This is a genomic window from Paenibacillus profundus (assembly GCF_021369635.1).
GTDB classification, from domain to species: Bacteria; Bacillota; Bacilli; order Paenibacillales; family Paenibacillaceae; genus Paenibacillus_B; species Paenibacillus_B profundus.
This window is the reverse complement of the sequence record NZ_JAJNBZ010000027.1, coordinates 1-23,975: the sequence shown is the minus strand read 5'-3', so window position 1 is coordinate 23,975 and position 23,975 is coordinate 1. Positions and strand designations below refer to the sequence as shown.

Genomic DNA, 23,975 nt, shown 5'->3' with positions numbered 1-23,975 from the left:
CGTCATGGGGAGTACATCTTTGTTGGTTAAACTTTCGTTAGTCGCACCGTTAAGAAAACTGAATAAACAGATCAGGACAGGAGAAGATGAGAGTGACACAAACAGAGGAAAAGAAAACGGGGAATGGAACGAAATTCAAGAAAGTGCGAAGCATTTTACTTAAAATTATAGGAGCAATCGTTATCGCCATTGTTCTTTTTCTAGGGATTGTTTATATCACGAATGTGATAAGTACGAATTCGGAGCAAAAACGAATAGAGCCCTACGGTCAGCACGTATCTGTAGACGGGAAAAATATGAATGTGTTAATTCAAGGCGAAGGCGAGGAGACGATCGTACTCCTGCCTGGTTTTGGAACAGCTACACCAGCGCTTGATTTTAAGCTGCTCATCGATGAATTATCCCCATTTTACAAAGTTGTCGCGGTTGAGCCTTTCGGTTATGGATTAAGTGATGGAACTGAAAAAGAGCGAACCACGGAGAATATCGTAGGTGAAGTTCATGAAGCTTTACAGCAGCTTAATATTAACAGATACATGCTCATGGGCCACTCCATTGCAGGCATTTACGGCATTGATTATGTGAGCAAATATCGAAACGAGGTTACCGCATTTGTCGGAATCGACAGCAGTGTTCCAACACAACCGGGTATGGATGTCAAATTACCAATCAAAAAGTTAGAGTTGCTCAAGAAATCAGGTCTATTAAGAATGATGATGAAACTAGGTGCTGACCCCTATGCTTCATTAGCTTTTGATGATAAGACCGTAGAGCAAATGAAAATGATTTCGTATAAAAGCATGAATAATGACACTATCTTAAATGAGATGGGCCATATTTCTTCTAATTTTAAAGGTGCTCATGACTTAACATTCCCTAAAGACCTTCCACTTCTTCTCTTTGTACAAGCGAATAATGAAGGGATAAAAGAATGGATACCTTTGCATGAAGGGCAGGTCAAAGACTCGGTACATGGAAAAGTAATAACCATGGATGGATCACATTATTTACACCATACCAAATTCAAAGAAATCGCTGAAAACGTTAGAGCATTTATGAAAGAAGCGAAGTAAGTGTTCGGAGAAAGGTTCATCCACTATTATGCAAATGTTAATAAATGATATGGAAAACCGTCCTTTGGGGCGGTTTTTTATTGTGCGTTTGTACATATGAGATGTTATCACATGGTAGGACTGGATTGGCTAAGCACTTGTATGTTCTAGGTTACGGCAGGCCTGTGCAAGCTTCATTGCATATGACGACGTGGCATTTATTTGCTTGTTCACACTCGGTTCATATTGACGTCACGGGGAGTACATCTTCATTGGTTAAACTTTCATTTGTGGGCCTCTTTAAGGATAGTTTAATAAACAGATAGGGCAGGAGACGATCAAATGACACAAACAGAGGAAATGAAAACGAGGAATCGAACGAGAACAAATAAAGTACGAAGCATTTTTCTTAAAGTAATCGGGGCAATAATGATAGCCATCGTGCTTTTTCTAGTCATTGTTTATACAGTTAATCTTATATGTAATCAATCGGAGTTAAGAAGAATAGAGCCCTATGGTCAACACGTATCTGTAGATGGGAAAAATATGAATGTTTTGATTCAAGGAGCAGGCGAAGAAACCGTAGTGCTCCTACCTGGTCTTGGAATAGCGGCACCCGCACTGGACTTTAAACCGCTAATCGAAGAGCTGTCACCATTTTACAAAGTCGTCGTGGTTGAGCCTTTTGGTTATGGATTAAGTGATCTAACCGAAAAGGAACGAACCACAGAGAATGTTGTTAGTGAAATTCACGAAGCTTTACAGGGTCTTAACATTAAACGTTATATTCTAATGGGCCACTCCATTTCAGGCGTTTACGGACTCGAATATGTGAATAAATATGAAAACGAAGTGAGTACATTTGTCGGGCTCGATAGCAGTGTTCCGACGCTAAGTGAGAAGGTTAAATCTTCACAATTAGAAATGGTTAAATGGCTCAAACAATCAGGTCTCTCCAGATTGGCCATGAAATTGGGTACTGACCCATTGGCTGCACTGCCCTATGATGATAAAACGAAAGAACAAATGAGAATGCTTATGCACAAAAACATGTATAATCCCAACCTATTAAATGAAGTTGAACATATGCAATCAAATTTTAAAGCAGCTGAAAGCGTATCATTCCCGAAAAATCTTCCTATTATTTTCTTTATTCAAGCGAATCATCCAGTAACGGATCGATGGGTACCCGAGCATGAAGAACAAGTAAAAAATTCTGTACATGGAAAAGTGATACGGTTTGAAGCAGATCATTACATCCATCGTACAAAAGCCAAAGAAATCACAGAGAACTTGAGAGAATTTATGAAAGAAATTAAATAAGTAATCTTGTTCATACTCCATTCATATTGTCGTCATGGGGAGTACATCTTCGTTGTATAAGCTATGTTTAATGGCTAGTTTAAAGTAGCCATTAAACCGATGAGAAAAGGAGAAGATGCGCGTGAAACGAAGTGAGGAAATGAAAAAGAGAGTGGGCACGAGAATAACTAAAAAACGAACTTCAATTGCCGCTTTTACCCTGGTGCTAACGATGCTAGCTCCAATGTCTGCGATGGCCGCTCCGGCTACGAGTAACAGCACTCTTACTTATGATGCAACAAAGAAAATAGTTGCTGAGAAAGCCAAGATACTAACAGAAACTTACGGTACTACGAGTGTGCAATATGCACTTATTGATGATGGAGAGATTGTGATCTCCGGGCAGGCAGGCAAAAACGACCTAAAGGATAAAGTACCTCTTACTTCAAAAACGATATATGGCATAGGTTCAACTAGCAAAATGGTACTTACAGCGTCTGTTATGAAGCTTGTTGATGAGGGCAAGGTCGATTTGGATGTTCCGATTGTGAACTACATACATGACTTTAAGATGAAAGACAATCGATACAAACAAATTACACCACGCATGCTGCTGAATCATTCCTCTGGTCTTCTCGGCACCTCGGGCCATAATGCTACATTGTATGAGGATAATGATACTTACTCACATGATACTTTTTTAGAGCAATTGGCGACTCAAAACTTGAAGGCAGATCCAGGAGCATACTCCGTATATTGTAACGATGGTTTTACGCTGGCTGAGATTCTGGTGGAGAGAGTTAGCGGCATGGGCTTTACTGCATTCATTCACAAATATGTTACTGAGCCTCTGGGCATGAAAAATACCAAAACACCACAGGATCTTTTGGATCCATCGAAAATGGCTGGGATCTATTCCCCTCTGTATGAGGGACAGCTTCCAAAAGAAAATTATAACATCATTGCTACTGGAGGCATCTACTCTACAGCTGAAGATCTCGCCAAATTCTCGCAAATCTTCACGGGACAGGTCGATGGGATTCTTTCTAGCAAGTCAGTAGAAGCTATGGCACAAGAAGAATATAAAAGAGGCATATGGTCAGAAGATAGCGATACGTCTATTTCTTATGGATTAGGGTGGGATAGTGTGAACTTGTTCCCATTTAACGAATACGGCATCAAGGCGGTTACAAAGGGTGGAGATACCATATCGTATCATTCATCATTAGTGGTGCTCCCGGAATACAACATGGCTGCAGCGGTTACCTCTTCAGGTGGTTCAAGCGCAAAAGATCAATTCATTGCGAGTGAACTTCTGCTAAGTGCACTTCAAGAGAAGAATATTATTAAAGAACGGAAGCCGGAGAAGTCATATGGTGTACCTATAAAGGCAGATATGCCGAAGGAAATGTCCCGGTATGCAGGTATGTATGGTGGTGGTTCAGGTAAGCAAATGAAGGTAGAACTGAATGCTGCCGAACAAATGTCTGTAACCACACTTACAGCTCCAAACAAGCCTAATCAAAAGTATACGTATACGGCAGATGGTTCTTTTGTGAACGATGAAGGCACAGAAAAATTGAAATTCGTTGTGGAGAAAAATGGGCGTACTTATTTATGGTCACGCTCCTATTTATCCGTACCGGGACTCGGACAGTTAGCTTTCTCAGAATATAAGGCAGAGAAGCTTGAAATAAGTGAATTATCTCAGGAGATTAGCGCCTCATGGGAAAAGCGTGAAGGTCAAAAATATTACTTGATGAATGAGAAATATACATCAACGGTCTACCTTAATGTTACACCAATCATACCTATTCATATTTTTAAAGAGCTTCCAAGCTATATCTCGAATCATAAGATAATTGGAGCAAACGAAGCAGTGAATGAGCTGCAAATTCCTGGTATGGCTGGTCGTGACACGAAGGAAATCAATTTCTTCCAGAGGAATGGATTGGAGTATGTTACGTCAGGAGGTAACGTATACGCTAGTGAGAAACTTGTAAAACCGCTCCATACGGGTACCCAATCTTCAACAACGATCGAATCGGACGGCTATGCCAAATGGTTTTCAGTGCCTGCGGCTGCCAAAGGAAAAGTTATGACAGTTAAAATACCTTCAAATGGCGCCTTTGCTGTCTATAATCAGGCAGGTATTTGTATGAACCACACTGTTATCAGCGGTAATAATCAGGTCGTATTACCGGAGAATGGTAGGATCGTATTTGCAGGAGAAGTTGACTCCAAATTTGAGATTTCATTGAATAAATAAATACAGGCTTGTCGAAAAGGCTGTCTCTAAGGTCATTACTGACCTTATGTGGCAGTTCTTTTTTTGTGCGGCCTTAGAGCGTAACATTAAGATGATGAATCAAAGATTGAACTAACAATGAAAGCAACCTTACCCACGGCGAAATGGTTCGCGGTCTCTTCCACACTCGTTGCCAGGTTCGCACAGTAAACCGCAAGGGATTACAGCGAATGATTTCTCTGAGCAAACCCTAAAAAACATAAAAGCTTATACGGTATAACGTATAAAGCCGGATATCGCTTCGATAGGCCGCCTTGCCAGTTCTCTGCGGCGGCATGAGCGGACAAAGGGCTTCCGCAACGGAAACCCTTTGCTCCAGCCCGCATCACGGTGTCAATCGATTGCGATCCCGCGGGAAGGCGGAAGCTTCCCGCACATTGCCGAGGCCAAGCAGCCGCGAGGTCAGACGCTCCAGCCCGATGGCGAATCCGCCATGCGGCGGCATGCCGTACCGGAACACCTCCAGATAGCTGCCGAAATGATCCGGGTTCAGGCTCCGGCTCCGGATAGATTGGATCAGCTGCTCCAGCTCATGAATCCGTTGGCCTCCGGTCGTAATCTCCAGACCGCCCATCAGCAAGTCGAATGATGCCGTCAAGGCCGGTTCATCCGCCGCCGGCATGGCATAGAACGGACGAATCTCCCGCGGGTAGCGGGTAAGGAAGACGAAGCCCGGCTGCTTGTTCTCCCCGACGTATTGGCAGAGGAGACGTTCCCCTTCGGGATCGAGATCGCCTTTGGGCGAAAGCTTCCCGTATTTTCGTTCCAAAATACGATGCGCCTCGGCAACGGTCATACGCGGAATGTCCGTCGTCAGCACAAGGGGTTCGACTTCGAGCAGCTTGAATTCGTCTTCGCACTGGCGCGCGACGGTATCGAACATATGCTTCAACAGTTCTTGCTCCAGGTCCATCAACTCTTCCTCGGAACGAATAAATCCGATCTCCGCATCAAGCGAAATATACTCGTTCAAGTGACGGGACGTATTATGCTCTTCGGCACGGTAGACCGGTCCTATCTCGAAGACCCGCTCATACCCTGCGCCCACCATCATCTGCTTGTAGAACTGGGGGGACTGGGCGAGATAGGCCGTATGCTCAAAGTAATGGATCGGGAACAAATTGGAACCGCCCTCGGTACCGGAGGCAACGATTTTGGGCGTAAAAATTTGGGTGAATCCGTGTCGGGTCAAGTAAGCCCGGAAAGCGCCCGCAAGCGCGGATTGAATCGTAAAAATCGAATGGGCCCTTCTATGCCTCAATGACAGCACGCGATGATCCAGCATCGTATCCAGTCTGACCTTCAATTGCTTCTTGTTCAGATCGAACGGAAGCGGGGACTCGGCCTGATTGAGCACTTCCACCCGAATCGCATGGATTTCGATGCCGTTCGGCGCCTTGGCCGCTTGGACGACCTCGCCATGGACGGCAACGACCGACTCCATCGTCAAGGACAGGTCAAGCCACTCACCCTCCAGCACACATTGAACGATACCGCTGCGGTCGCGGACATCCATGAACATCACCTGCCCCAGATGACGCACGCCGTGCACCCATCCTTGAATCGTTATTTGCTGTCTTTCACAGCGGGAGACCGTGGAGCAAAGCACACGGACTTCGGGTTCCTTGTTAATAGACATCGTAACATCCTCCTTATTCGATTGTTCCGTGAGTTGAAGATATTGTTGTCATCATCATCGTCGCCGTCGTCCATGCGATCACCCCCTTTCCCGAAATACAAAAAACCCCGTCCCGGAAAGGGACGAGGTCTGATTCACGCGGTACCACCCTAATTATCGCACATGGCGATCACTCTTCCCCTATAACGGCGGGAGACCGTCCGCTCCTACTGGCATCAGCGTTCAGGCGGCACTCTCTGGTGTCGTTCACGTGACTGCAACCGCCATCCTTCCAGCCAAGGGATAGCTCTCTGTCGACTCCAGCTTCACACTACTTCTCCAGATCATCGCTTTGAATTTGTTACCCATCATATTACAACACCTCAGACGTTGTCAAATATTAGTTTGCCGTCAGAAAGCGGCGTATAGGCAGATATACGAAGGTGTTAGGGATACCCGAAGTTATGCTACTGCCGATTTTTCAATAAAATGTTAACGATTGTTTCCAGCTGAAGCTCCAGAGAGTACGGATCTTCCATCACAAATTCATCACCAAACTCACCGTACATATAAACCTGACCCTTCTTAACCGCTGGAGCCCCCTTCCATATGGCACTGTTTAAAATCTGGTCCGCATCTTCTTTAGAATTTACATATACAAATACATGATCACCCAGATACTCAGGCAATACCTCCAGAGAGACATTCTCAAATCCTTCTGTCATATTTAACGCTTTCTCTGTAGGCGGTAATTTCAGCATTTGATAGATCGTCGCACTGCCATAATTTCCACCCTTCGCGGCCAACACATACAATGCTTTCGAACCGATTTGAACGACAGAAATCGTTTCTCCTGGTTTAATGATGCCTTCGATTTGTTTTCTGGCCTTATCAACTTTCTGTTCATATTCCGCGATCCACTGTTCCACTACCTCTTGCTTTCCGAATATTTCGCTGATTCTTTTGAATTTTTCGATCGGACCTGCAGTAGAATAGCTTTCCCAGTAAGGCAGAAAAACGGTAGTCCCAATTTTTTTATATTGTTCAATATTATCTTCTATTGAACCGATAATTAAATCAGGCTCCAAATAAGCCAATTTCTCTGCATTCATCGGAAATCCGCCCAGATCTTCAATTTTGGACAGAATATCTTTGGAAATACCTGCTTTCTCAATCCAAGCTTCTTTCAGCATATCTTCTCTCACACCTACAGGAATAATCCCCAATTTCAACAGTTGTCCCATATATTGGTCTGATGCCACACGCTGCGGCTCTGCCGGAATTTCCACGTCACCCTTCAAAGTGGATACGATTCTCGTCTTTGCTTGCGACGCTGCTTCCTGTCCTCCATTGGAATTTCCAGAATTCGCTTGAACTTCTGCGTTCTTAGCCGGCGCTTGCGAACCTCCGTTTGTATTCGGCGCATTTGAACATGCCCCTAGCAGCAGTGACAGACACAAAAATACTGTCATTGCGGTTAACTTCACACTTCTGTACATAGATATATCCACTTCCCCTTTATAGTGATAATGATTTTCAATGTCATTATCACTATAACGCTTCACCTTGTTCGGGAGAATAGCAAATCTTTGTCTGAATAAGGGCAAATCTTCACCTTGTTCCCCGTACTTCCATTCTGTTTTGAATCGGGCGGGTGATACACCCTTATACCTCTTGAAGCTGCGGCTTAACGAGTGTCCATCAGGATATCCCACGCTCTCAGCTATTTCCTGCAATGTTGCATCGGTCTGCAGCAGCAGCTTTATCGCGTTGTTAACGCGAACCTCACCCAGATAATGAATCGGACTGGTGTTCATTTTTCCTTTGAACAGCTTGGACAGGTAACCAGCGCTGCACTCCAAATCATTAGCCAAGGACTCCAGCGTAATGGGTTCACTGTAACGCTCGCGAATATAGCGAATGACCTGCGTTGCCAGATCAGGCTTGAACGGTTCGATCCCCTGAACATGCAGTTGCCGCATGAGCTCATATACGAATTGATAAAACAATGATTTGACATGCAATTTTTCCAACCCGTTTGATCGCTGCCATTCGTTGTTCATCTGATCGATTTTATCAAAGAGGGACAGCGGGTAACATGGCGCAAAAACGTATTGATATTGAAATGGATTGTTTTTTTTCATTAATTCTAAAATTTCCTGACGGCAAGGCAATGGGACTATAGCCTTGTACAAAATCATATAGTACTCAAAGCTTTCCTCGGCCGCAATATCCAGGCACAATCCCTTTCCCCCATGAAGGACATGAAATCGTTTCGCCATATGTGCATTCCTATCCAGCCACACCCGGGCGCTGCCGCGCACTGTGTATAAGAAAGCACTTGCCGGCAATCGATAGGATCGGAGCACTTCTCCCTGCTCCATGATCGTATGACGCACATCCATTACTTGGATGGAAGCATGATTCCACAGCAATATATGATCACTCAGTGTCATCGAGTTATTCCACTCCTTCTGACCTAAAACATTCTCATTCATGATTTTATCAGAAACCATCACGAATGATAATCATTCTCATAATAAATTTTCTCTGTTGACGCTATTGTTTAAAGGTCAGCATCAAACCCTGCACACCTTCATAGCGACTTCCCGATTTGGAAGCGGTATCAGAAAATTGTCGGAGCTAACGCACAGGTAGAGGGGCCTTTTGAGTACGTGGAACGGTTTGCTTTCTTTAAGCAGGCGAAAAAGGCTTATACGGCTTAATTCCTCTATAAGCTCAATCCCATCTAAATTAGCACTCCAGACGTTGCAGGTCACTTGCCGAGTCTATATGAAATATAGCATACGGAAGCCCCTATCCTTTCACAAGATGGGGGCTGTTTGACGCTTAAGTTGAACCCCTTAAATAGGCAATCGTGGATTTTTCGTTTAAATTGTAGCCTATTATACAAATGCCCATAAATTAATATTGCATTAAGCAACAGGAGGAGAAAATAATGAGAGAAAAATCAAATCAACATCAAGCACCATCTTATGAAAGACCACACTATCCCTCTTTATATTTCAATCCTAGGGGATTCGAGTATCCATATCCCCCTATACCATCGGATTATATATTTGTGCGACCTGAAGTTAGGGCGTATCCCGGTGGCTTATTCTTCTACAACGCCTCGACCGGCCTTGGTGCGACCGCCCAGCTTGACGCCGCCGGAAACTACCAGTATGTCAGTTCCATCACCGGATTCGCAACAGGCTGGACACACATCACCGGAACCGCCAGCGGTAGCTTACTCTTCTACAACGCCTCGACCGGTCTTGGCGCGACCGCCCGGCTCGACAACGCCGGTAACTACCAGTATGTCAGTTCCATCACCGGATTCGCAACAGGCTGGACACACATCGTGTCCGCCAACCAGGGTAGTCTTCTCTTCTATAACGCCTCAACCGGCCTTGGCGCGACCGCTCGGCTCGACGCCGCCGGAAACTACCAGTATGTCAGTTCCATCACCGGATTCGCAACAGGCTGGACACACATCACCGGAACCGCCAGCGGTAGCTTACTCTTCTACAACGCCTCGACCGGTCTTGGCGCGACCGCCCGGCTCGACAACGCCGGTAACTACCAGTATGTCAGTCCCATCACCGGATTCGCAACAGGCTGGACACACATCGTGTCCGCCAACCAGGGTAGTCTTCTCTTCTATAACGCCTCAACCGGCCTTGGCGCGACCGCTCGGCTCGACGCCGCCGGAAACTACCAGTATGTCAGTTCCATCACCGGATTCGCGACAGGCTGGACACACATCACCGGAACCACCAGCGGTGGCGTACTCTTCTACAACGCCTCGACAGGCCTTGGCGCGACCGCCCGGCTCGACAACGCCGGTAACTACCAGTATGTCAGTTCCATCACCGGACTCGCAACAGGCTGGACACACATCGCGGGGCTGTAGGTCAGACCGCAACGGAGGTCCGCTGTGGAGGTGTCCGGGGTACCGGCTAGCATCGGTGATGGGAGCCGCGTCTGACAACCGGACCTTGCCTTGCTCGTTCATCAGGTTACGGTTCACATTGTCTGAGCAATTTGGTAGTGATTTTCTCAAATTCCCTGAACCACCTTGAGGAGGTGCAGGGAATTTTGTTTAAAATTCGTGGCTTCTACGACCCTCACAGCGCATCAGAGGGCACAAAAAAACTGTAGTCCCTGACGAGCAGCCGTCTCGGTTTTGTCTTGTCGGAAGGCAGCTCCTTCAGCGCCTCATCGAACTTGCGGCGCGCATGTGCCCAGCATCCAACCAGGTTGCACCGGACACATTAGGTAGACGGGATACCCATACACGTGCAGGTAACCGGTGAATGCCGACAGAAAGTTCCGAGGATGCTCGCCATCGCGCGTGGCCCGGTAGTCGTACAAGATGATGGGCGGACCCATGCGACCAGTGCGGTACGCAAACGGTCCATTCGTGGAGACGGTTTTCTTTGGCGGTCATAAAAGTAGTTTTTAACATAGGAGTTGATAAAAATGGCAGTTTCAAAAGATCACAAGGATGTTATAGATGATTTACTCAATTGAGCTCCAAAAAGATGTCTTGAATTATTCACAAAAATTAGATAAATCCACTCAATTTGCTTATTTATGTAATTAAAATTGGTTCACGGGGCGATGTTTATAAATATTAGCTATAAAGTCTGTTCTTATTTGAATAGGCTTTTTTATTGTTACCTGACTCCAGCCCTTCGTCACCTTTTTAAAGTTTTGTAAGCCGTTTCAGATAAGGAGTAATGCGCATGTTACAATTAAATTTAAATATACGGATGTAAATATTGCATACTGTACGCTCCAAATAAATCAATTCTTCTAGTTCTTGTCTGGCTAGAATTTCTCTAATTTCCAGAGTCGCTGATCGCGATGTGGGTTAGTCGGTGCAGCGTGAATGCGTGATAGACGAAGCTCCACACTTTATGTTACCGCTTACAAGTCAATATCAAATGATTCAAATCAATTAATCCTCTCGCTCTTAATAAAAAGTCCATGCCAATAATTCCATCAATATGTTATCCCATAATTCATGGTTCCAATATCAACTTGGAAATTTTCAATTATAAAACCATTTAGTTCTATTGCATCAACGGTCTTGAAAAATACAAATTCACTACCTCCAACACCACTTATGGTACCTAATACATCATCAACCTCTACTGTCAATCCTATTTCCTCTACAACGTCTAGCTTCAAAATAGTGCTTGAAGATCCTGTATTAATGAGTACTCGAGGCAAAGTAATGCTTTGATTCTTGTAATAAACCGTTACTTTAATGAATGGCAAATCACTACTGGAAAGATGAATAGCTGTATTCATATCCGAACTCCTAACCATCTTCGCTGTTGTCTGCTTGATTTAAAAAAGGACTACCCAACATTAAATCAGGTAGTCACTCTAAATGTACTATTTATAAATATCTCCACGAGATCCAACTTTCACAATCAATATTAATAATTTCCCGTTTAATATCTCATATATGATTCTATAGCTCCCTACTCTTAATCTATAGAACTCACCTTCATAACCTTTCATCTTCTTTGTATGAGTTGTATTATAGGGATCATCGCGCAATGCTTCGATTGCCGAAATAATTTTTTTTGCCGTTGGTTTATCCAACTTCTTCAAATACTTCTTTGCTTCACTCGAAAAGTCCACTTTAAAGTTCGAGTTCACGTTTTAAATCCTCCAAAGAAGTAGTTTCTCCATTCAATAATTCTTGCTTCCCTTTATTTATTGAGACAATATCATCTGTAAGTAAAAAATCATCATCTTCCGATTGATTTTCCAACAGCCAAGACAAAAAACTCTTCGCAACAACCTTGTTTTTATTATTTAAATGACTTATCAGTTTTTCCAATTCATCATTAGGAACACTCATTTACAGTACCCCCATTCAGGACTTTGAATTTATTGTATCTTATTTTTATTTATTTCTCCATAATCTCCCCTGATTAAACTTCCTGGATAAAATACTGTGCCAATTTCCTATAACGTTTTTGGGTTCACAAGCCCGAGAACCTTAAAGAAGCGATAGCGACCGGCCGCGACGCGGTTAGGTTCGCAAGGTTATCTGCCTGTAACCATAACCGCCTCCCGAATTGCATCAAGTCCATTAGTCTTCTAAACAATTCAGTAAAAAGTTTTCCGAAAGCATTGACATTCCTGAGCCTGGTAGTCCATCGATCCGTATTAGTATATGTTTTGTCATTCATTTTGTTCGCCTTCGTTTTTCTTACATCTTCTGTATCGGCAATAATTAAATCCGGCTCGATCTCTGCCAGTTTTTCTATGTTAGGTGACACCGTCCAGCTCATCCTCGTATGTGCGAGGCCATGCCGTTTCTGATTTAGGTGATACTTCTTCCTTTCTGCCCGCACCGTTATTTGAAGCATTTTCCTTGGCGCCACAGGCGCCCAGTATCATCAAAACAAGTAACATACCAAGAAGCGGCAACCACTCACCTTTCATTGGCCAACAAGCCCTGCATGCCATACTTGCATATCCGAAGTTCCGCCTCAATTCGATTTCGATAGAAGGTAGAGGAAATAAGGAGTGACGAAGATCGTAATAATGACTCCCGTTGGAATATCCGCGCCCACACTGACCGTACGGGTGAAGGTGTCTGCCACCAAGATAACTAGCGCGCCTATCAGCGCGGCAGTGGGTATCATGAACTTGTGATTGGGGCCTACCAACCTGCGGGCCATGTGAGGACCAATCAATCCCACGAAGAAGAAGTTGCCGCCAAGTGCCACGCTGCCAGATGATAAAGCGACTGCCGCCAACGCCAGACCGATAAACTCCCGTTTGAGCGCGACGCCAAGGCCGGTTGCTGTCTGGTTGCCAAGGTTTAAAGCGTTCAGCGTATTCGATTTATATAGAACATAAAAACCGAGAACGATCACCCAAGGAAACAACACCATGATATATTTCCAGTCGTCCCCCCATAAATTCCCGATCTGCCAACGCAGGGCAAAATCATACTGTTTCTGATCGAGACCGAGCGTAATCACTAGCGACAATGCGCCGTATCCGCTCCCCATGGCCACGCCTGTTAAGATCAAACCTGTAGGCGAAAGCTCCCTTCCTTTTCTGTAGGCAAGCGCAAAAATCAGCATCGCTGCGGTGATTCCGCCAGCAAAGGCCAGCAGCGGCAACAACAGCGGCGATAAGAGCCCATTCGCCGCAAAAACAGTAATATACAGGAGTACAAACAAACCGGAGCCCGAGCTGATTCCCAATGTCCCCGGACTGGCCAAATCATTTTTGAGCAGGCCTTGCATCACACAGCCCGAGATGGACATGCCCATTCCCACTAAAATCGCCAGTGCGATACGTGGCAGACGAAGGTCAAATACGATCAGATTTTGCTTCTCCGTCCCCTGTCCGATGATCACTTGCAGCACCTCGATCGGGGACAAATTTAATCTTCCCACATTCATGCTAATCACCGCCACGATGAACACCAGCACAGATAAAAGCAAAATAACCCCAATCGGCCTTACCAATGCGGAACGCTTACTAACGGGTTGAGTCAACTAAACTCCCTCCTTTGTTTGCGCACGAGATAGAGGAAGTATGGAACTCCGACCAACGCGAAGATAATTCCCAGCGGCGTCTCGTGAGGGCGGCCGATCATCCTGCCGAGCAAATCTGCGCCTACCGTAAACACAGCGCCATACAAAGCCGATGCCGGTATGATAAACCGATAGTCCACACCAATTATAAATCGCACGATATGCGGAATAATCAGCCCGACAAAACCGATAGGACCCACAATAATAACGGAAAGGCCCGTCAATATCAACACAATCACCGTGGAAGAGCCTTTGATCAAATTGACGCGGAGTCCAAGCCCCCCCGCAAGCTCCTCCCCAAAGTTAAGAATCGTTATAGATGGGGAGAGAGTGATCGCCCATATTACCCCCATCACGAACAACGGCGAAACATAAGCCAGCTGCATCCATTCCACGTTGGCTGTCCCCCCGGCCGTCCAATAGGCCAAATCCTGACCAATCTCGTATTTGATGGCGATATACGAGCTGAAAGAGCCAAACAGCATCGAGATCGACATTCCCGCCAGCACCAGACGTTGCGGAGTCATTCCCCGCTTACCGACGGATGCCAAATAGTAAGTGATTGCCGTAGTGATTGCCGCACCCATACAGGAATAGATCATCGTTTCCACATAAGTGCGCCCGGGCAAAAAGGCCATGCACAGCGCAATCGCAAATGTAGAGCCCGAACTGATGCCGAGCAGTCCGGAATCGGCCAATGGATTACGGGTAGTTCCCTGCATGACTGCTCCACATACAGCCAGGCTGCAGCCAACCATAATATCCGCTACCGTGCGTGGAAGCCGAAAAATACGAATAATATGATGTTCCGTAACCCCCGGATCGAAATTGAATACGGCTCCCCATGCCAATTCAAGGCTCATGTCCGCAGCGCCGAATGAAATCGATGCTGCGGTTGCAAGAACCAGCAGAACCATACCTGCCAACATGAACAAGCTGAACTTCAGCCTTCCCTTGTAGCTCTTGTTTGCATCCATTAACATATTGACACCCTTAGTTCATCCGTAATTTTCATAATTATTTCTTTTCTAGTTCCAGCAATCGATCCACGATATAATCCAACTGCGCTGTCATGCTGGCAATATCGGAATAATAGAACAAGCCGCCATATTCTGCTGGAATTTCTATGATATTTCCATTCTTGACAGTTGGAATACTATCCCAGATTACCGTATTCGCATATTCGGACTCATATCCCTCCTTCAGAAACCAGAGAACGTAGTCCCCAAAATATTGGGAGGCCACTTCATAGGACAGGGAATCGCGCCCTTTCCCTGACTTCTTGACCAATTGCTCCAGCTTTTCCGGCTTACTCAGCCCAAGATATTCATAGAGCAACGTACCTCCCCGTGAGCCCGTCTCATACATAACCCCGTATGATTCTCGACCCCAATCCTGGAGAATACTGAAGGTTTTGTCTTTGAAAATGCCGCTGCTCAGTTTTTCCTTCGCATTTTTTAGCTTCTCCTCGTAAATGGCAATCGCTTCTTTGGCCTCTGCCTCATGACCGGTTGCTTCGCCGAGGAAGGATAACCGCTCGGTTGAGCTTACGTCCCCTTCAGGGACCACAATAACTGGCGCCAGCTTGGAGAAATTCTCGAAATCCTTAGGATCATAAGTAATGATCAAATCGGGTTCGTATCTCAATATTTCTTCGGATTCCCATTTTTCAGTGTTCGGGATCCCCTCAAACTGTTTGTAAAAAGGCATCGCTTTATCAGCACGAGCGTTTACCGCCACAGGCTTGATACCAAGCGCAAATACATCCCCGACATACCAGTTGACAATGACACGCTGAGGATTAGCAGGCACTTCCACTTCCCCCATCACCGTCGATACTTTTCGGGTGCCGGACTTCTCCTCTGTCTGCCCTGCCTTCTCTTTCTCTGCTCCATCTGTCGCAGTGACAGACGATTCAGCAGGCGTCCCGGCTTGCTTATCTTCACCGCTAGATAAAGCCGAGTTGTTGTTTGTATTGCCGCAACCAGCCAGAACCATCATCACGACAACCAGCGCACATACGATAATGCCCGCTTGCTTCTTCATTTTGCTCACCATCTTCTCTTCCCCTTCTTAAGTAGAATAAATGCCTAAGCATGCTTGTCCTATGAAGCCATGCAACATAAAAACTATTATTGATAATGATTATTATTATCAACGATAACAGCTTATCAACTTGCCTATATTTTGTCAATCCGTTCTTTTTGCTATGTTGTTCTTCTGTGATAGTGTTACCGCGATTAGGTTTTGCAGTTTTGCACAGATTTCGCAATTAAAAAAAGCAGCGCTCAAGGTGGGCTGCTTTAATATTTTATATCCTTTCCTATTCGTTTAAATAGATTGTCGTCCGGTTCTGGATCAGCTTTGCTACTTCCTCCGCAGACTTTTGTCCGCTGAAGAATGAGCTCGACTCTTCTCCTACCATGGCAATTACTTTACCGTCCAGCATCGCAAACTGATACGGCGTACGAAGGAGTTGTTTGAACTGAGTAAACTCTTCATCCTGCACCTTGGCTGCTTTCCCGTTTGGAAGCTTGTATGTTCCACTGTTAACTTGCTCCTGAATGTCGTTCAGCTTCTTCTCGTTCACGGACGTAAGAAGTGAAAATCCTTCTCTCTCTTGCAGGGATTGCACTTCTTCGGATAACAAGAAGGCAATAAACTTCCAAGCTTCCTCTGTAACCGGAGACTTGGCTTGTATCGCAAACTGAGACGAGGGGATGATCCTCATTCCGACTGTTTGTCCTTCTGCATGCGGCTTGTGCAGCAGCTTCGGATTCGAGAAGAATGTATGCGGTACATCGATAAAGTCTGCTGGCGAGAATAAAACAGCAGAATAGAACAATTGTTTGCCGATTTCAGCCGGTTTTGAAGTCATGACTTCATCATCATACATTTTTTTAATTTGCTGCATCATGTCCACGTATAAGGGAGAATCGAACTTTGCCTTTTGAGCCGCCCGGTCAACGAACTCCGTGTAACTATCCACAACCATTTCTTGAAGGATGACTTCCGGCGGTTCATTCGCTAAGGCATAGCGGGGTTCCTTGCTGCTCTCCCCCGCTTTTTGCATAAGTTCCTTCGAAACCTCCTTAAACTCCTGCCAGGTCCAGTTCTTATCATCAACGCTCGTGTTCTCAAGAATGTCCCCATCGCCTATGAACGCTCGCAGGAAGAACCCGGAAGGCATGGCATACATACCGCCATTCAACTTGAATGCTTCCAAAGCATTCATTTGCAAATCGCTCTTATTCAACAGGGGGGCTTGTTCCAAATAATCGTCCATGTTCAGGAGAAGCTGTTTGCTCACGTATTCGCCGATAGGCAAGCTGCCCACTTCGATGATATCCGCGCCTTTCCCTGATAGCAGTGCTGTATTCGTCGTTTTTCTATATTTTTCAAAATCGCCCGGCTCCCACTTTTCACCCATTTGCTTGTAAGCTTGGATTTGCAGGTCGATGTCCGGGTACTTCTCTTCAAATTTTTTCTCTACCGCTTGGTAGAATGCGTTCGGTTCTTGCAGAGACAAAGTAACGACCATCTTCCCCTCTTTGGTTAACGTTTTCTCCTTGCCTTCCATTTTCCCGCCCTCTCCAGAACCGCATGCGGTCGTTGCCGTCATGATCATACAAATAAATAGAAGCCATAGCCGCTTTTTCATCATCTGATTACCTCTCCTCTATCATTTTATCGCATACATGCTTACCTATTGCAGACGAACACGGTTTCCGTCTTGTAAAGGCTCACTGCTTTCCAGAATAATCAGGTCGTCCTCATAGACGCTATCCGATTGAATCATCATGTCTTTGTCATTCGTTTCCTTGGAATGAATTCGGACTTTACGCGCAACAAAGACATTGCCTAATGGGCCCCTCTGCTCTTCCATTTTATAAACAAACATGCCTTCACGCTCCTGATGAATCGCCGCATTGGAAATGATCAATCCGTCTTGGCGCGAGCGTTTCTCGAGTGTAATCAACGCCTGCTCACCCCCTTTCAGTTCGGAATCAACCACCTTTACGCGAAGAACTTTTTGCGGGATCGTTATGGTCTTGCCCGCCTCTTCACTGGATGAGCTCTCGGCACGCGGCACTGCATCCGCCAATTCATCAATCGTGCCGTCGATGATACGGGTCTGTTGCTCTAGGACCGTATGCACCTCGACCTCTATCTTCTCTCCGATCGATATCCCGATGTCGGACAGCAGCGTTGAATCCGCGGAAATATCAAATTGATAACCCAGGCTGCCATTCGAGATAAAAACGTCCGGTTCTCCCGGTGATGTTAACCCCTCAACGGCATTCAATTTCGTAATAATGCCATCGAACGGAGCCGTCATTTCCTTTTGGCTTGCCAGGCGGTCTCTCAATTCGTTAATTTTACGGTCCTGCACCCCTAGAACAAGTTTGCGCGTTTCAATATCGCGCCTTACATTCCGTACTTTGAATTCGTCCCCTTCCGTAGCCGACTGGATGAACTGATCTTGAATATTTTGCAGCTCGATTTTCTGCTTTTCCAAATTGGTTATTTCATCTTGCAATTCTCGTTCGGCTGTTTTGCTGTCATAGATGACTAGCTTTTGCCCCTTCTTCACACGTTCTCCTTCTTTCACGAGAATCTGTTTAACCTTCCAGCCGGCAGGGTTCGATAGTTTCGCTTCGGCGAGCGGCCGCAGTATCCCGCTGCCTTCGAGCGTATGTACAAGACTTCCGGCAGCCAGCTTTTCCGTTCTCACTTTCGGCAATGTCAGCGACTGCAGCGTGTTGCTGAAAAACGTAAAAAACATTAACACCGCCACAAACACAATGAGTACGGCTTGAATGTTTCGTTTGCGCCTGCGATCAACCGACTCTTTTTCTAACACCATATCCCGTCTTTCTCCTCCTAGCGTTTTGCTTAAGCAAAACTTGCATCGTAAGCATCAGCACCGCAAAGCTACCCCTTGATGCCAGACAATTGAATTCCTTCAATGAAATACGTTTCCGCATACAGAAACAGCAGCACCATCGGAGTCATGTAGAGTATGGATGCGGCGAAAGCAACCCCCTGCTCGCCTTCGTTAATCCTGGATAAATAAACGGATAGCGGCTGTTTGAACGGATCATCCAGGAAAATAAGCGGCTGCTCCACCATGTTCCAATAATCGACGAACAAGAGGATCACAAGCGCGGAAAGACCCGGTTTGATCATGGGAATGATTATCGTATGGAAAATCCGCAAGTGACCGGCACCGTCGATCTTAGCCGCTTCGATATAGGCATACGGAATGTGCAGCATGAATTGGCGAAGCATGAACACGCCGAAAGCCGCGAAAATACCAGGCCATATAATGGCATGCGAACTGTGCACCAGTCCCAGCTTATCGGCCATTATGTAGTTCGGCACGAGTGTCACTTGGAAAGGCATGAGCATCGACAAGAGATAGACAAGGAACAGCGCATCACGGCCGCGAAAATTCAGCTTGGAGAGAGCATACGCAGCAAGCGCTGCTACAACGGTCTGCCCTGCGATAATCGGCACCACCATAAAGACCGAATTCCAAAACATCATCAGAAATTTCGGGCTGTTCACCAACACCTTGCCATACTGCTCCAAGGACACTTGATCCGGCAGCCATTTTACATTCACAAAAGGAGTTGCTTTCCCTGCATCCGCTTCGTACATCTGCCCTATGGGCCCATAATTGATTCCAATTTCCTGTTCTGTCATGAGCGAATTTGTGAATGTAATCACAATAGGGAATAATAACAATGCCGCAATGGCGCCCGTGACGACCGTTAACCCACTTTTTTGCAATATTTTCACGACTGGCAACAGGCTTTCCCTCCCCCTTATTCCATGAACTGCCGATACCGGCGTTCAAGCGCGAACAAGCCCATGACGATCAACAGAATACAGCCGACCATCAAGGTCGCCGCCGCAGTCAGCTTCTGAATGTCTAACGACGCGAACATATTATTCATATAGTGCTGCAGCATGTATATGCTGTCATGCGGATAATCGCCTGCGATCAAATACGTTTCCCGAAATACTTTGAACGAGTTCATGATCGACATGATGACGACAAAGAACATCGTGGACGTGAGGTAGACAAGCGTAATGCTGCTGAACTGCCGCAAGCGCCCGGCCCCTTCAAGTTGGGCGGTTTCGTAATAATCCTTCGGAATTTGCTGCAGTCCCGCCAAAAATAAAATCACGTTATAGCCAATGTTCTTCCATAAATAAACGACAATCACCACATTTCGGGCCGCATCGGTCTTCATCCAATCCACACGTTCGAATCCGAAGCCGCTCAGCCAAGCGTTCAGGGAGCCGTTCCAATCGAACAGCATCTGCCAGATCATAATAATCGAAGCGACTGGAACGACAAGCGGCAGCACATATGCCGTCCGCAACCATGTTCGAAGATATACATTTTTATTCAACAGCATCGCCACACCTAGCGACAGCGCAAGCATAACCGGAACACTGACCGCGCTGAAATAGAACGTATTGGATGCCGCCTTGCGGAAGGAATCGCTCGCCAGCAGCTCGCGGTAATTATCCAATCCAACAAAATGGCCGTCTACCGCACGGTCCATAAAAGAATAGAACACGCCCATGGCAAACGGAATCAGGTAGAACAGCGCAAATCCTGCACCGCTCGGCGCGAGAAATATCCATGCCGCCGCTGCATCCTTGCGTAACCATCTTTTTATTTTTGTCTTCCTCATGAAACCATGCCAAAAACCCCACTTCTTCATTCTCAGGTTCCTCCTGCCCTTCATGCATTTTAGAATAGGGCAGACTGTTTAAAAAAGAAGTAGGGTAAATATAAAATTTTTCTTAAATGAACGGCGACAATCGTTAACCGAGGCCTTCGAATGAGAGTTATTGCGGTAAACGGACTTCAAAGAGCGTACGCGTTACACTGCTTTGGACCGAAATGGTGCCTTGATGCTGCACCACAATATTTTTCGCAATGAACAAGCCAAGGCCAGTACTCCCTTCTTGATGAGTTCGCGCTTGATCACCGGTATAAAACATATCGAATACATTCGGCAGCTCTTCCGGGGGAATGCAATCCCCATAATTTACAATTTGAATGACTGCATCTTCTGCATCCAGATAGCCGTGAATATCTATAAACTCGCCACCGCTTCCATAACGAACGGCGTTAGTCATCAGATTTTCGAATACGCGTGCCAGCAGTTCCCCGTCACCCGATAAATTCAAATGCGGAATGACCTGCAATCTGGCCATTAGCTGGTTTTTCTCAAAGATAGGTAATAATTCTTCACATAATTGGTTGAGAAGCTCACTTAGATCGATCGGTTTTTTCTCTATGGTAAGCCTGCCGTAGTTCATTCTCGTAATCTCGAACAGCTCTTCAATAAGCCTTTCTAGACGTTTAGACTTGGTAAAAGCAATACTCGTATAATGTTGGATCTGTTCTGCAGTCAATTGATCGTCCTGAAGAATAAAATCCAAATAACCTAACACAGAAGTCAGCGGCGTACGCAAATCATGAGCCAAATTCATGACCAACTGATCCTTGCTGTTTTCCGCAAAATCTCCTTTCTCCAAAGCTTGCTGCAATTTTTCACTTGCCAGATTAATGTCTCTCGCAATATCCCCGAACTCATCTTTGGATGGAATATCGATTCGACTGTTGAAGTCGCCATTCGCAAGCTGATTAATTCCGTTGGAAATTTGATCAAAATAAGCCGCATACCGTTTGGTGAGAAGAAAGAAAAACAAAATCGAGAGAGGAATAAAAATAAGCAAAAAGAAGTTAATATCCCCAATTTCTCTCATGAAATAACGAACTCTAGTTAATGGATTTTCGAACCTAGTCGTATAATAATAGAGTTGGAGAGCTTTATAGAGCAGATACGTAATCGTGCCGGAAAATAGCATGCTCAAACCAAATAGCAGAATCATTTTAGACCGAAAGCTTCGGATCATGTTAGCCATTGAATGTATATCCCACTCCCCAGACGGTTTTGATCAGTTTGTTTTTATGCATGTCTTCGCCAAGTTTCTTGCGCAAGGTACGAATATGTACCATGACCGTATTGCCGCCTTCATAGTATGCCTCGCCCCACACCTGATGAAAAATATTTTCCGAGCTGTAGACTTTCTTTGGATAGCTGGCCAGCAGATACAAAATATCAAACTCTTTCGGAGTTAGTTCAATAGGCTTGCCATAAATGGATACGGTGCGTTGTTCGGGATTGATGACCAATCCGCCCGCCTCCAATACAGGTGTGTGCGCTGGCGCCGATTGATTGAACTGCATGGAACGCCTCAACTGAGCATTCACGCGGGCAACCAATTCCATCGGGTTGAACGGTTTGGTCACATAATCATCTGCTCCTCTGACCAGTCCTGCAATCTTATCGAGGTCGGTCGCTTTGGCGCTTAAAAAAATGATTGGCATATGATGCTGCTCTCGAATTTGCCTCGTTACCTCATAACCATCCATCTTCGGCATCATAATATCTAGAATCGCCAAATCAATGGGATGCGTCTTAACCGCAGATATCGCTTCCTGCCCATCCGATACTTTCATGCAGCGGTAACCCTCTTTTTCTAGATGCAGCTCGATCAGATCGGCAATCTCCGCCTCATCATCAGCGATCAGAATCGTGATAGACTTCATTCTTTCCACTCCCTGTATATAGTTAACATTACCTACGATTGTATCAGATTTATTCCCGATTCGTTACAGTATCAGCGTCAGGTTATGATTTCACTTAACGTGCCCGGATCGGCGACGCGACCCGGCCTTAGATAGCTCCTATCTTAGGCCGGGTCGTGTGTTTGTCTGAATATACTTTACTTTTGCTTTTACATCTGACACTCAGGACGCGATGTCAGGTGTATCCATTTCATCTAAAATTTCACCAATCGCATATTTTGCATTAGCGGCAACCTCGACATTTTCATCGTGATAAGTGATCAGCGCTTTCCATAATGCCCAACCTCTTGCTCTGTCAATTGTGCCTTTATCTGTGCCGAGTGTTTGAAAGAATACGTTTCTGGTGTCCTTGTCAAAGAAAGTCCACGCCATAGCATAGTCACAGGACGGGTCGCCCACACCCATAATTCCAAAATCAATTACAGCGCAAAGCGCTCCGTTTTTAACAAGCAGATTACCGGGTGCAACATCGCCGTGTATCCAAACATTTTTTGATGTCCATTTTGACTGAATGCCTTGCTCCCAGACAGCTTTTAATGTATCGGTGAGCAACTCGTCTTTCAGCTTTTCAAATGCTTTCTCTGTTTCGTCATGATAAACAAATAAGTCACCGCCACGATAAAAGTTATGTTTTCCTGCAAGCGGCGCATCTGTGGTATCAATCGTTTGTAACTCTATTAGAAACAACGCTAAATCACAGGCGAAGTTGTTTACATCGGAAATATTGCTGTGGCTTGCTGTATCGCCATCAATCCAACGGTTTACGGACCACGGAAATGGGTAATCGACATTTGGCTCTCCCTTTGCAATAGGTGATGATATGGGCAGAGAAAGACAAGGCTTTAATTTGGGCAGCCACATAAGTTCCTTTTCATTTTTAATTATGACAAAATACGTTCTTGGAATGTCTCCCGAACCCTTGATACAAAAAGTGCGGTAAGAATCGTCCACTTCACTTCTATTAGTTAATGTCCTATAATTTTCAAGCCTGTATTAAATAAATAACGTCTCATTCTCATTAATGGATCCCTGCGTATATAGACAATAAAATCTTTATTAGAAGTATGATATACCAAATTTCCAGGCCCAGCTTGAAAAAACTCTCTATTAGCTTCTTGGTCTGAAATAGAGCGAATCGGTGCTACTTCATCTATTATCTTTTTATTGCCTTCCTCATGATAATCAAGGATGGAAACCAGAACAAATTGGTCGGGGAACAGTTCTCTAACTTCTTGCCATCTCATCCCTTCTTCCTCCTTTAAATCAACATTATCTGTCCAATATTGATCTTATCATATTTGCAGCTTTCTCTATGTATCTTTTAAGTGAGCATTTTGCATAATTCCAAATCTGGGTGAAGTGCAGAGAGAAGTACTCAACGTCTCGACGCAGGACCGTATGCTTTCAGAAAATGGACAGACCTCCAGAA

At 45.3% G+C, this 23,975-nt stretch carries 21 protein-coding genes, 1 pseudogene and 1 other annotated feature; of the genes and pseudogenes, 4 read left to right on the top strand and 18 right to left on the bottom strand.

Annotated features, from left to right (window positions below; genetic code table 11):
* Positions 1-92: 92 nt before the first annotated feature.
* From LQV63_RS23605 to LQV63_RS23595, 3 genes are all read left to right on the top strand, one after another.
* Entirely contained in the window at positions 93-1,073 is a 981-nt protein-coding gene (locus LQV63_RS23605; protein WP_233698537.1) for an alpha/beta fold hydrolase, read from the top strand.
* Between the two features lie 321 nt (positions 1,074-1,394).
* Positions 1,395-2,375 carry an alpha/beta fold hydrolase gene (locus tag LQV63_RS23600; RefSeq protein ID WP_233698536.1) on the top strand — a complete coding sequence of 327 codons (981 nt, stop codon included), beginning with the start codon at positions 1,395-1,397 and terminating at the stop codon, positions 2,373-2,375.
* Positions 2,376-2,514: 139 nt separating this feature from the next.
* Positions 2,515-4,623 (top strand): serine hydrolase domain-containing protein, encoded by a 2,109-nt coding sequence (locus tag LQV63_RS23595; protein WP_233698576.1) that lies wholly within the window; start codon positions 2,515-2,517, stop codon positions 4,621-4,623.
* A gap of 364 nt (positions 4,624-4,987) precedes the next feature.
* On the opposite strand, the gene aspS is transcribed toward LQV63_RS23595, so the two are convergent.
* Both aspS and LQV63_RS23585 read right to left on the bottom strand, forming a co-directional pair.
* The gene (aspS, locus tag LQV63_RS23590) at positions 4,988-6,301 is read right to left on the bottom strand and encodes an aspartate--tRNA(Asn) ligase (RefSeq protein WP_233698535.1); all 1,314 of its coding nucleotides are present in this window, start codon (positions 6,299-6,301) and stop codon (positions 4,988-4,990) included.
* Between the two features lie 115 nt (positions 6,302-6,416).
* Positions 6,417-6,637 (bottom strand) — a binding site (T-box leader).
* Between the two features lie 110 nt (positions 6,638-6,747).
* Positions 6,748-8,736, bottom strand: a complete 1,989-nt coding sequence (locus LQV63_RS23585) for an AraC family transcriptional regulator (RefSeq protein ID WP_233698534.1) — start codon at positions 8,734-8,736, stop codon at positions 6,748-6,750.
* A 503-nt stretch (positions 8,737-9,239) separates the two neighbouring features.
* On the opposite strand from LQV63_RS23585, the gene LQV63_RS23580 reads away from it, so the two are divergent.
* Positions 9,240-10,196 (top strand): hypothetical protein, encoded by a 957-nt coding sequence (locus LQV63_RS23580; protein WP_233698533.1) that lies wholly within the window; start codon positions 9,240-9,242, stop codon positions 10,194-10,196.
* Between the two features lie 239 nt (positions 10,197-10,435).
* Here LQV63_RS23580 and LQV63_RS23575 read toward each other — a convergent pair.
* From LQV63_RS23575 to LQV63_RS23500, 16 genes and pseudogenes are all read right to left on the bottom strand, one after another.
* Positions 10,436-10,729: pseudogene (locus LQV63_RS23575) on the bottom strand (IS66 family transposase); the annotation flags it as partial.
* A 561-nt stretch (positions 10,730-11,290) separates the two neighbouring features.
* Positions 11,291-11,602, bottom strand: coding sequence for a retropepsin-like aspartic protease (locus tag LQV63_RS23570; RefSeq protein ID WP_233698532.1), 312 nt, complete (start codon positions 11,600-11,602; stop codon positions 11,291-11,293).
* An 87-nt stretch (positions 11,603-11,689) separates the two neighbouring features.
* Entirely contained in the window at positions 11,690-11,959 is a 270-nt protein-coding gene (locus LQV63_RS23565; protein WP_233698531.1) for a type II toxin-antitoxin system RelE family toxin, read from the bottom strand.
* Entirely contained in the window at positions 11,943-12,164 is a 222-nt protein-coding gene (locus LQV63_RS23560) for a hypothetical protein (protein ID WP_233698530.1), read from the bottom strand. Before LQV63_RS23560 ends, LQV63_RS23565 begins: the two co-directional genes overlap by 17 nt.
* Before the next feature lie 413 nt (positions 12,165-12,577).
* A complete protein-coding gene (locus tag LQV63_RS23555; RefSeq protein ID WP_233698529.1) occupies positions 12,578-12,754 on the bottom strand; it encodes a hypothetical protein in 177 nt (58 codons plus the stop codon).
* Between the two features lie 47 nt (positions 12,755-12,801).
* The gene (locus LQV63_RS23550; protein WP_019420756.1) at positions 12,802-13,824 is read right to left on the bottom strand and encodes a FecCD family ABC transporter permease; all 1,023 of its coding nucleotides are present in this window, start codon (positions 13,822-13,824) and stop codon (positions 12,802-12,804) included.
* Positions 13,821-14,846 carry a FecCD family ABC transporter permease gene (locus LQV63_RS23545; protein WP_026010990.1) on the bottom strand — a complete coding sequence of 342 codons (1,026 nt, stop codon included), beginning with the start codon at positions 14,844-14,846 and terminating at the stop codon, positions 13,821-13,823. Before LQV63_RS23545 ends, LQV63_RS23550 begins: the two co-directional genes overlap by 4 nt.
* Before the next feature lie 34 nt (positions 14,847-14,880).
* Complete coding sequence (locus tag LQV63_RS23540) at positions 14,881-15,921, bottom strand: ABC transporter substrate-binding protein (RefSeq protein ID WP_233698528.1); 1,041 nt, start codon at positions 15,919-15,921, stop codon at positions 14,881-14,883.
* A 265-nt stretch (positions 15,922-16,186) separates the two neighbouring features.
* Positions 16,187-17,524 (bottom strand): ABC transporter substrate-binding protein, encoded by a 1,338-nt coding sequence (locus tag LQV63_RS23535; protein ID WP_233698575.1) that lies wholly within the window; start codon positions 17,522-17,524, stop codon positions 16,187-16,189.
* A 45-nt stretch (positions 17,525-17,569) separates the two neighbouring features.
* Positions 17,570-18,730: an efflux RND transporter periplasmic adaptor subunit gene (locus LQV63_RS23530; protein ID WP_233698527.1), complete on the bottom strand. Its 1,161-nt coding sequence runs from the start codon at positions 18,728-18,730 to the stop codon at positions 17,570-17,572.
* 68 nt (positions 18,731-18,798) lie between these two features.
* Positions 18,799-19,677 (bottom strand): carbohydrate ABC transporter permease, encoded by an 879-nt coding sequence (locus LQV63_RS23525; RefSeq protein WP_233698526.1) that lies wholly within the window; start codon positions 19,675-19,677, stop codon positions 18,799-18,801.
* 17 nt (positions 19,678-19,694) lie between these two features.
* The gene (locus LQV63_RS23520; RefSeq protein ID WP_407672960.1) at positions 19,695-20,576 is read right to left on the bottom strand and encodes a carbohydrate ABC transporter permease; all 882 of its coding nucleotides are present in this window, start codon (positions 20,574-20,576) and stop codon (positions 19,695-19,697) included.
* A gap of 157 nt (positions 20,577-20,733) precedes the next feature.
* Positions 20,734-21,819, bottom strand: coding sequence for a sensor histidine kinase (locus tag LQV63_RS23515; RefSeq protein WP_233698524.1), 1,086 nt, complete (start codon positions 21,817-21,819; stop codon positions 20,734-20,736).
* On the bottom strand, positions 21,812-22,507 hold the full coding sequence (locus LQV63_RS23510) for a response regulator transcription factor (protein WP_233698523.1): 696 nt from the start codon (positions 22,505-22,507) through the stop codon (positions 21,812-21,814). The genes LQV63_RS23515 and LQV63_RS23510 overlap by 8 nt, the downstream gene beginning before the upstream one ends.
* Before the next feature lie 201 nt (positions 22,508-22,708).
* On the bottom strand, positions 22,709-23,497 hold the full coding sequence (locus LQV63_RS23505) for an aminoglycoside phosphotransferase family protein (RefSeq protein ID WP_407672958.1): 789 nt from the start codon (positions 23,495-23,497) through the stop codon (positions 22,709-22,711).
* A gap of 14 nt (positions 23,498-23,511) precedes the next feature.
* Positions 23,512-23,790: a hypothetical protein gene (locus tag LQV63_RS23500; protein ID WP_233698522.1), complete on the bottom strand. Its 279-nt coding sequence runs from the start codon at positions 23,788-23,790 to the stop codon at positions 23,512-23,514.
* Between the last annotated feature and the right edge of the window lie 185 nt (positions 23,791-23,975).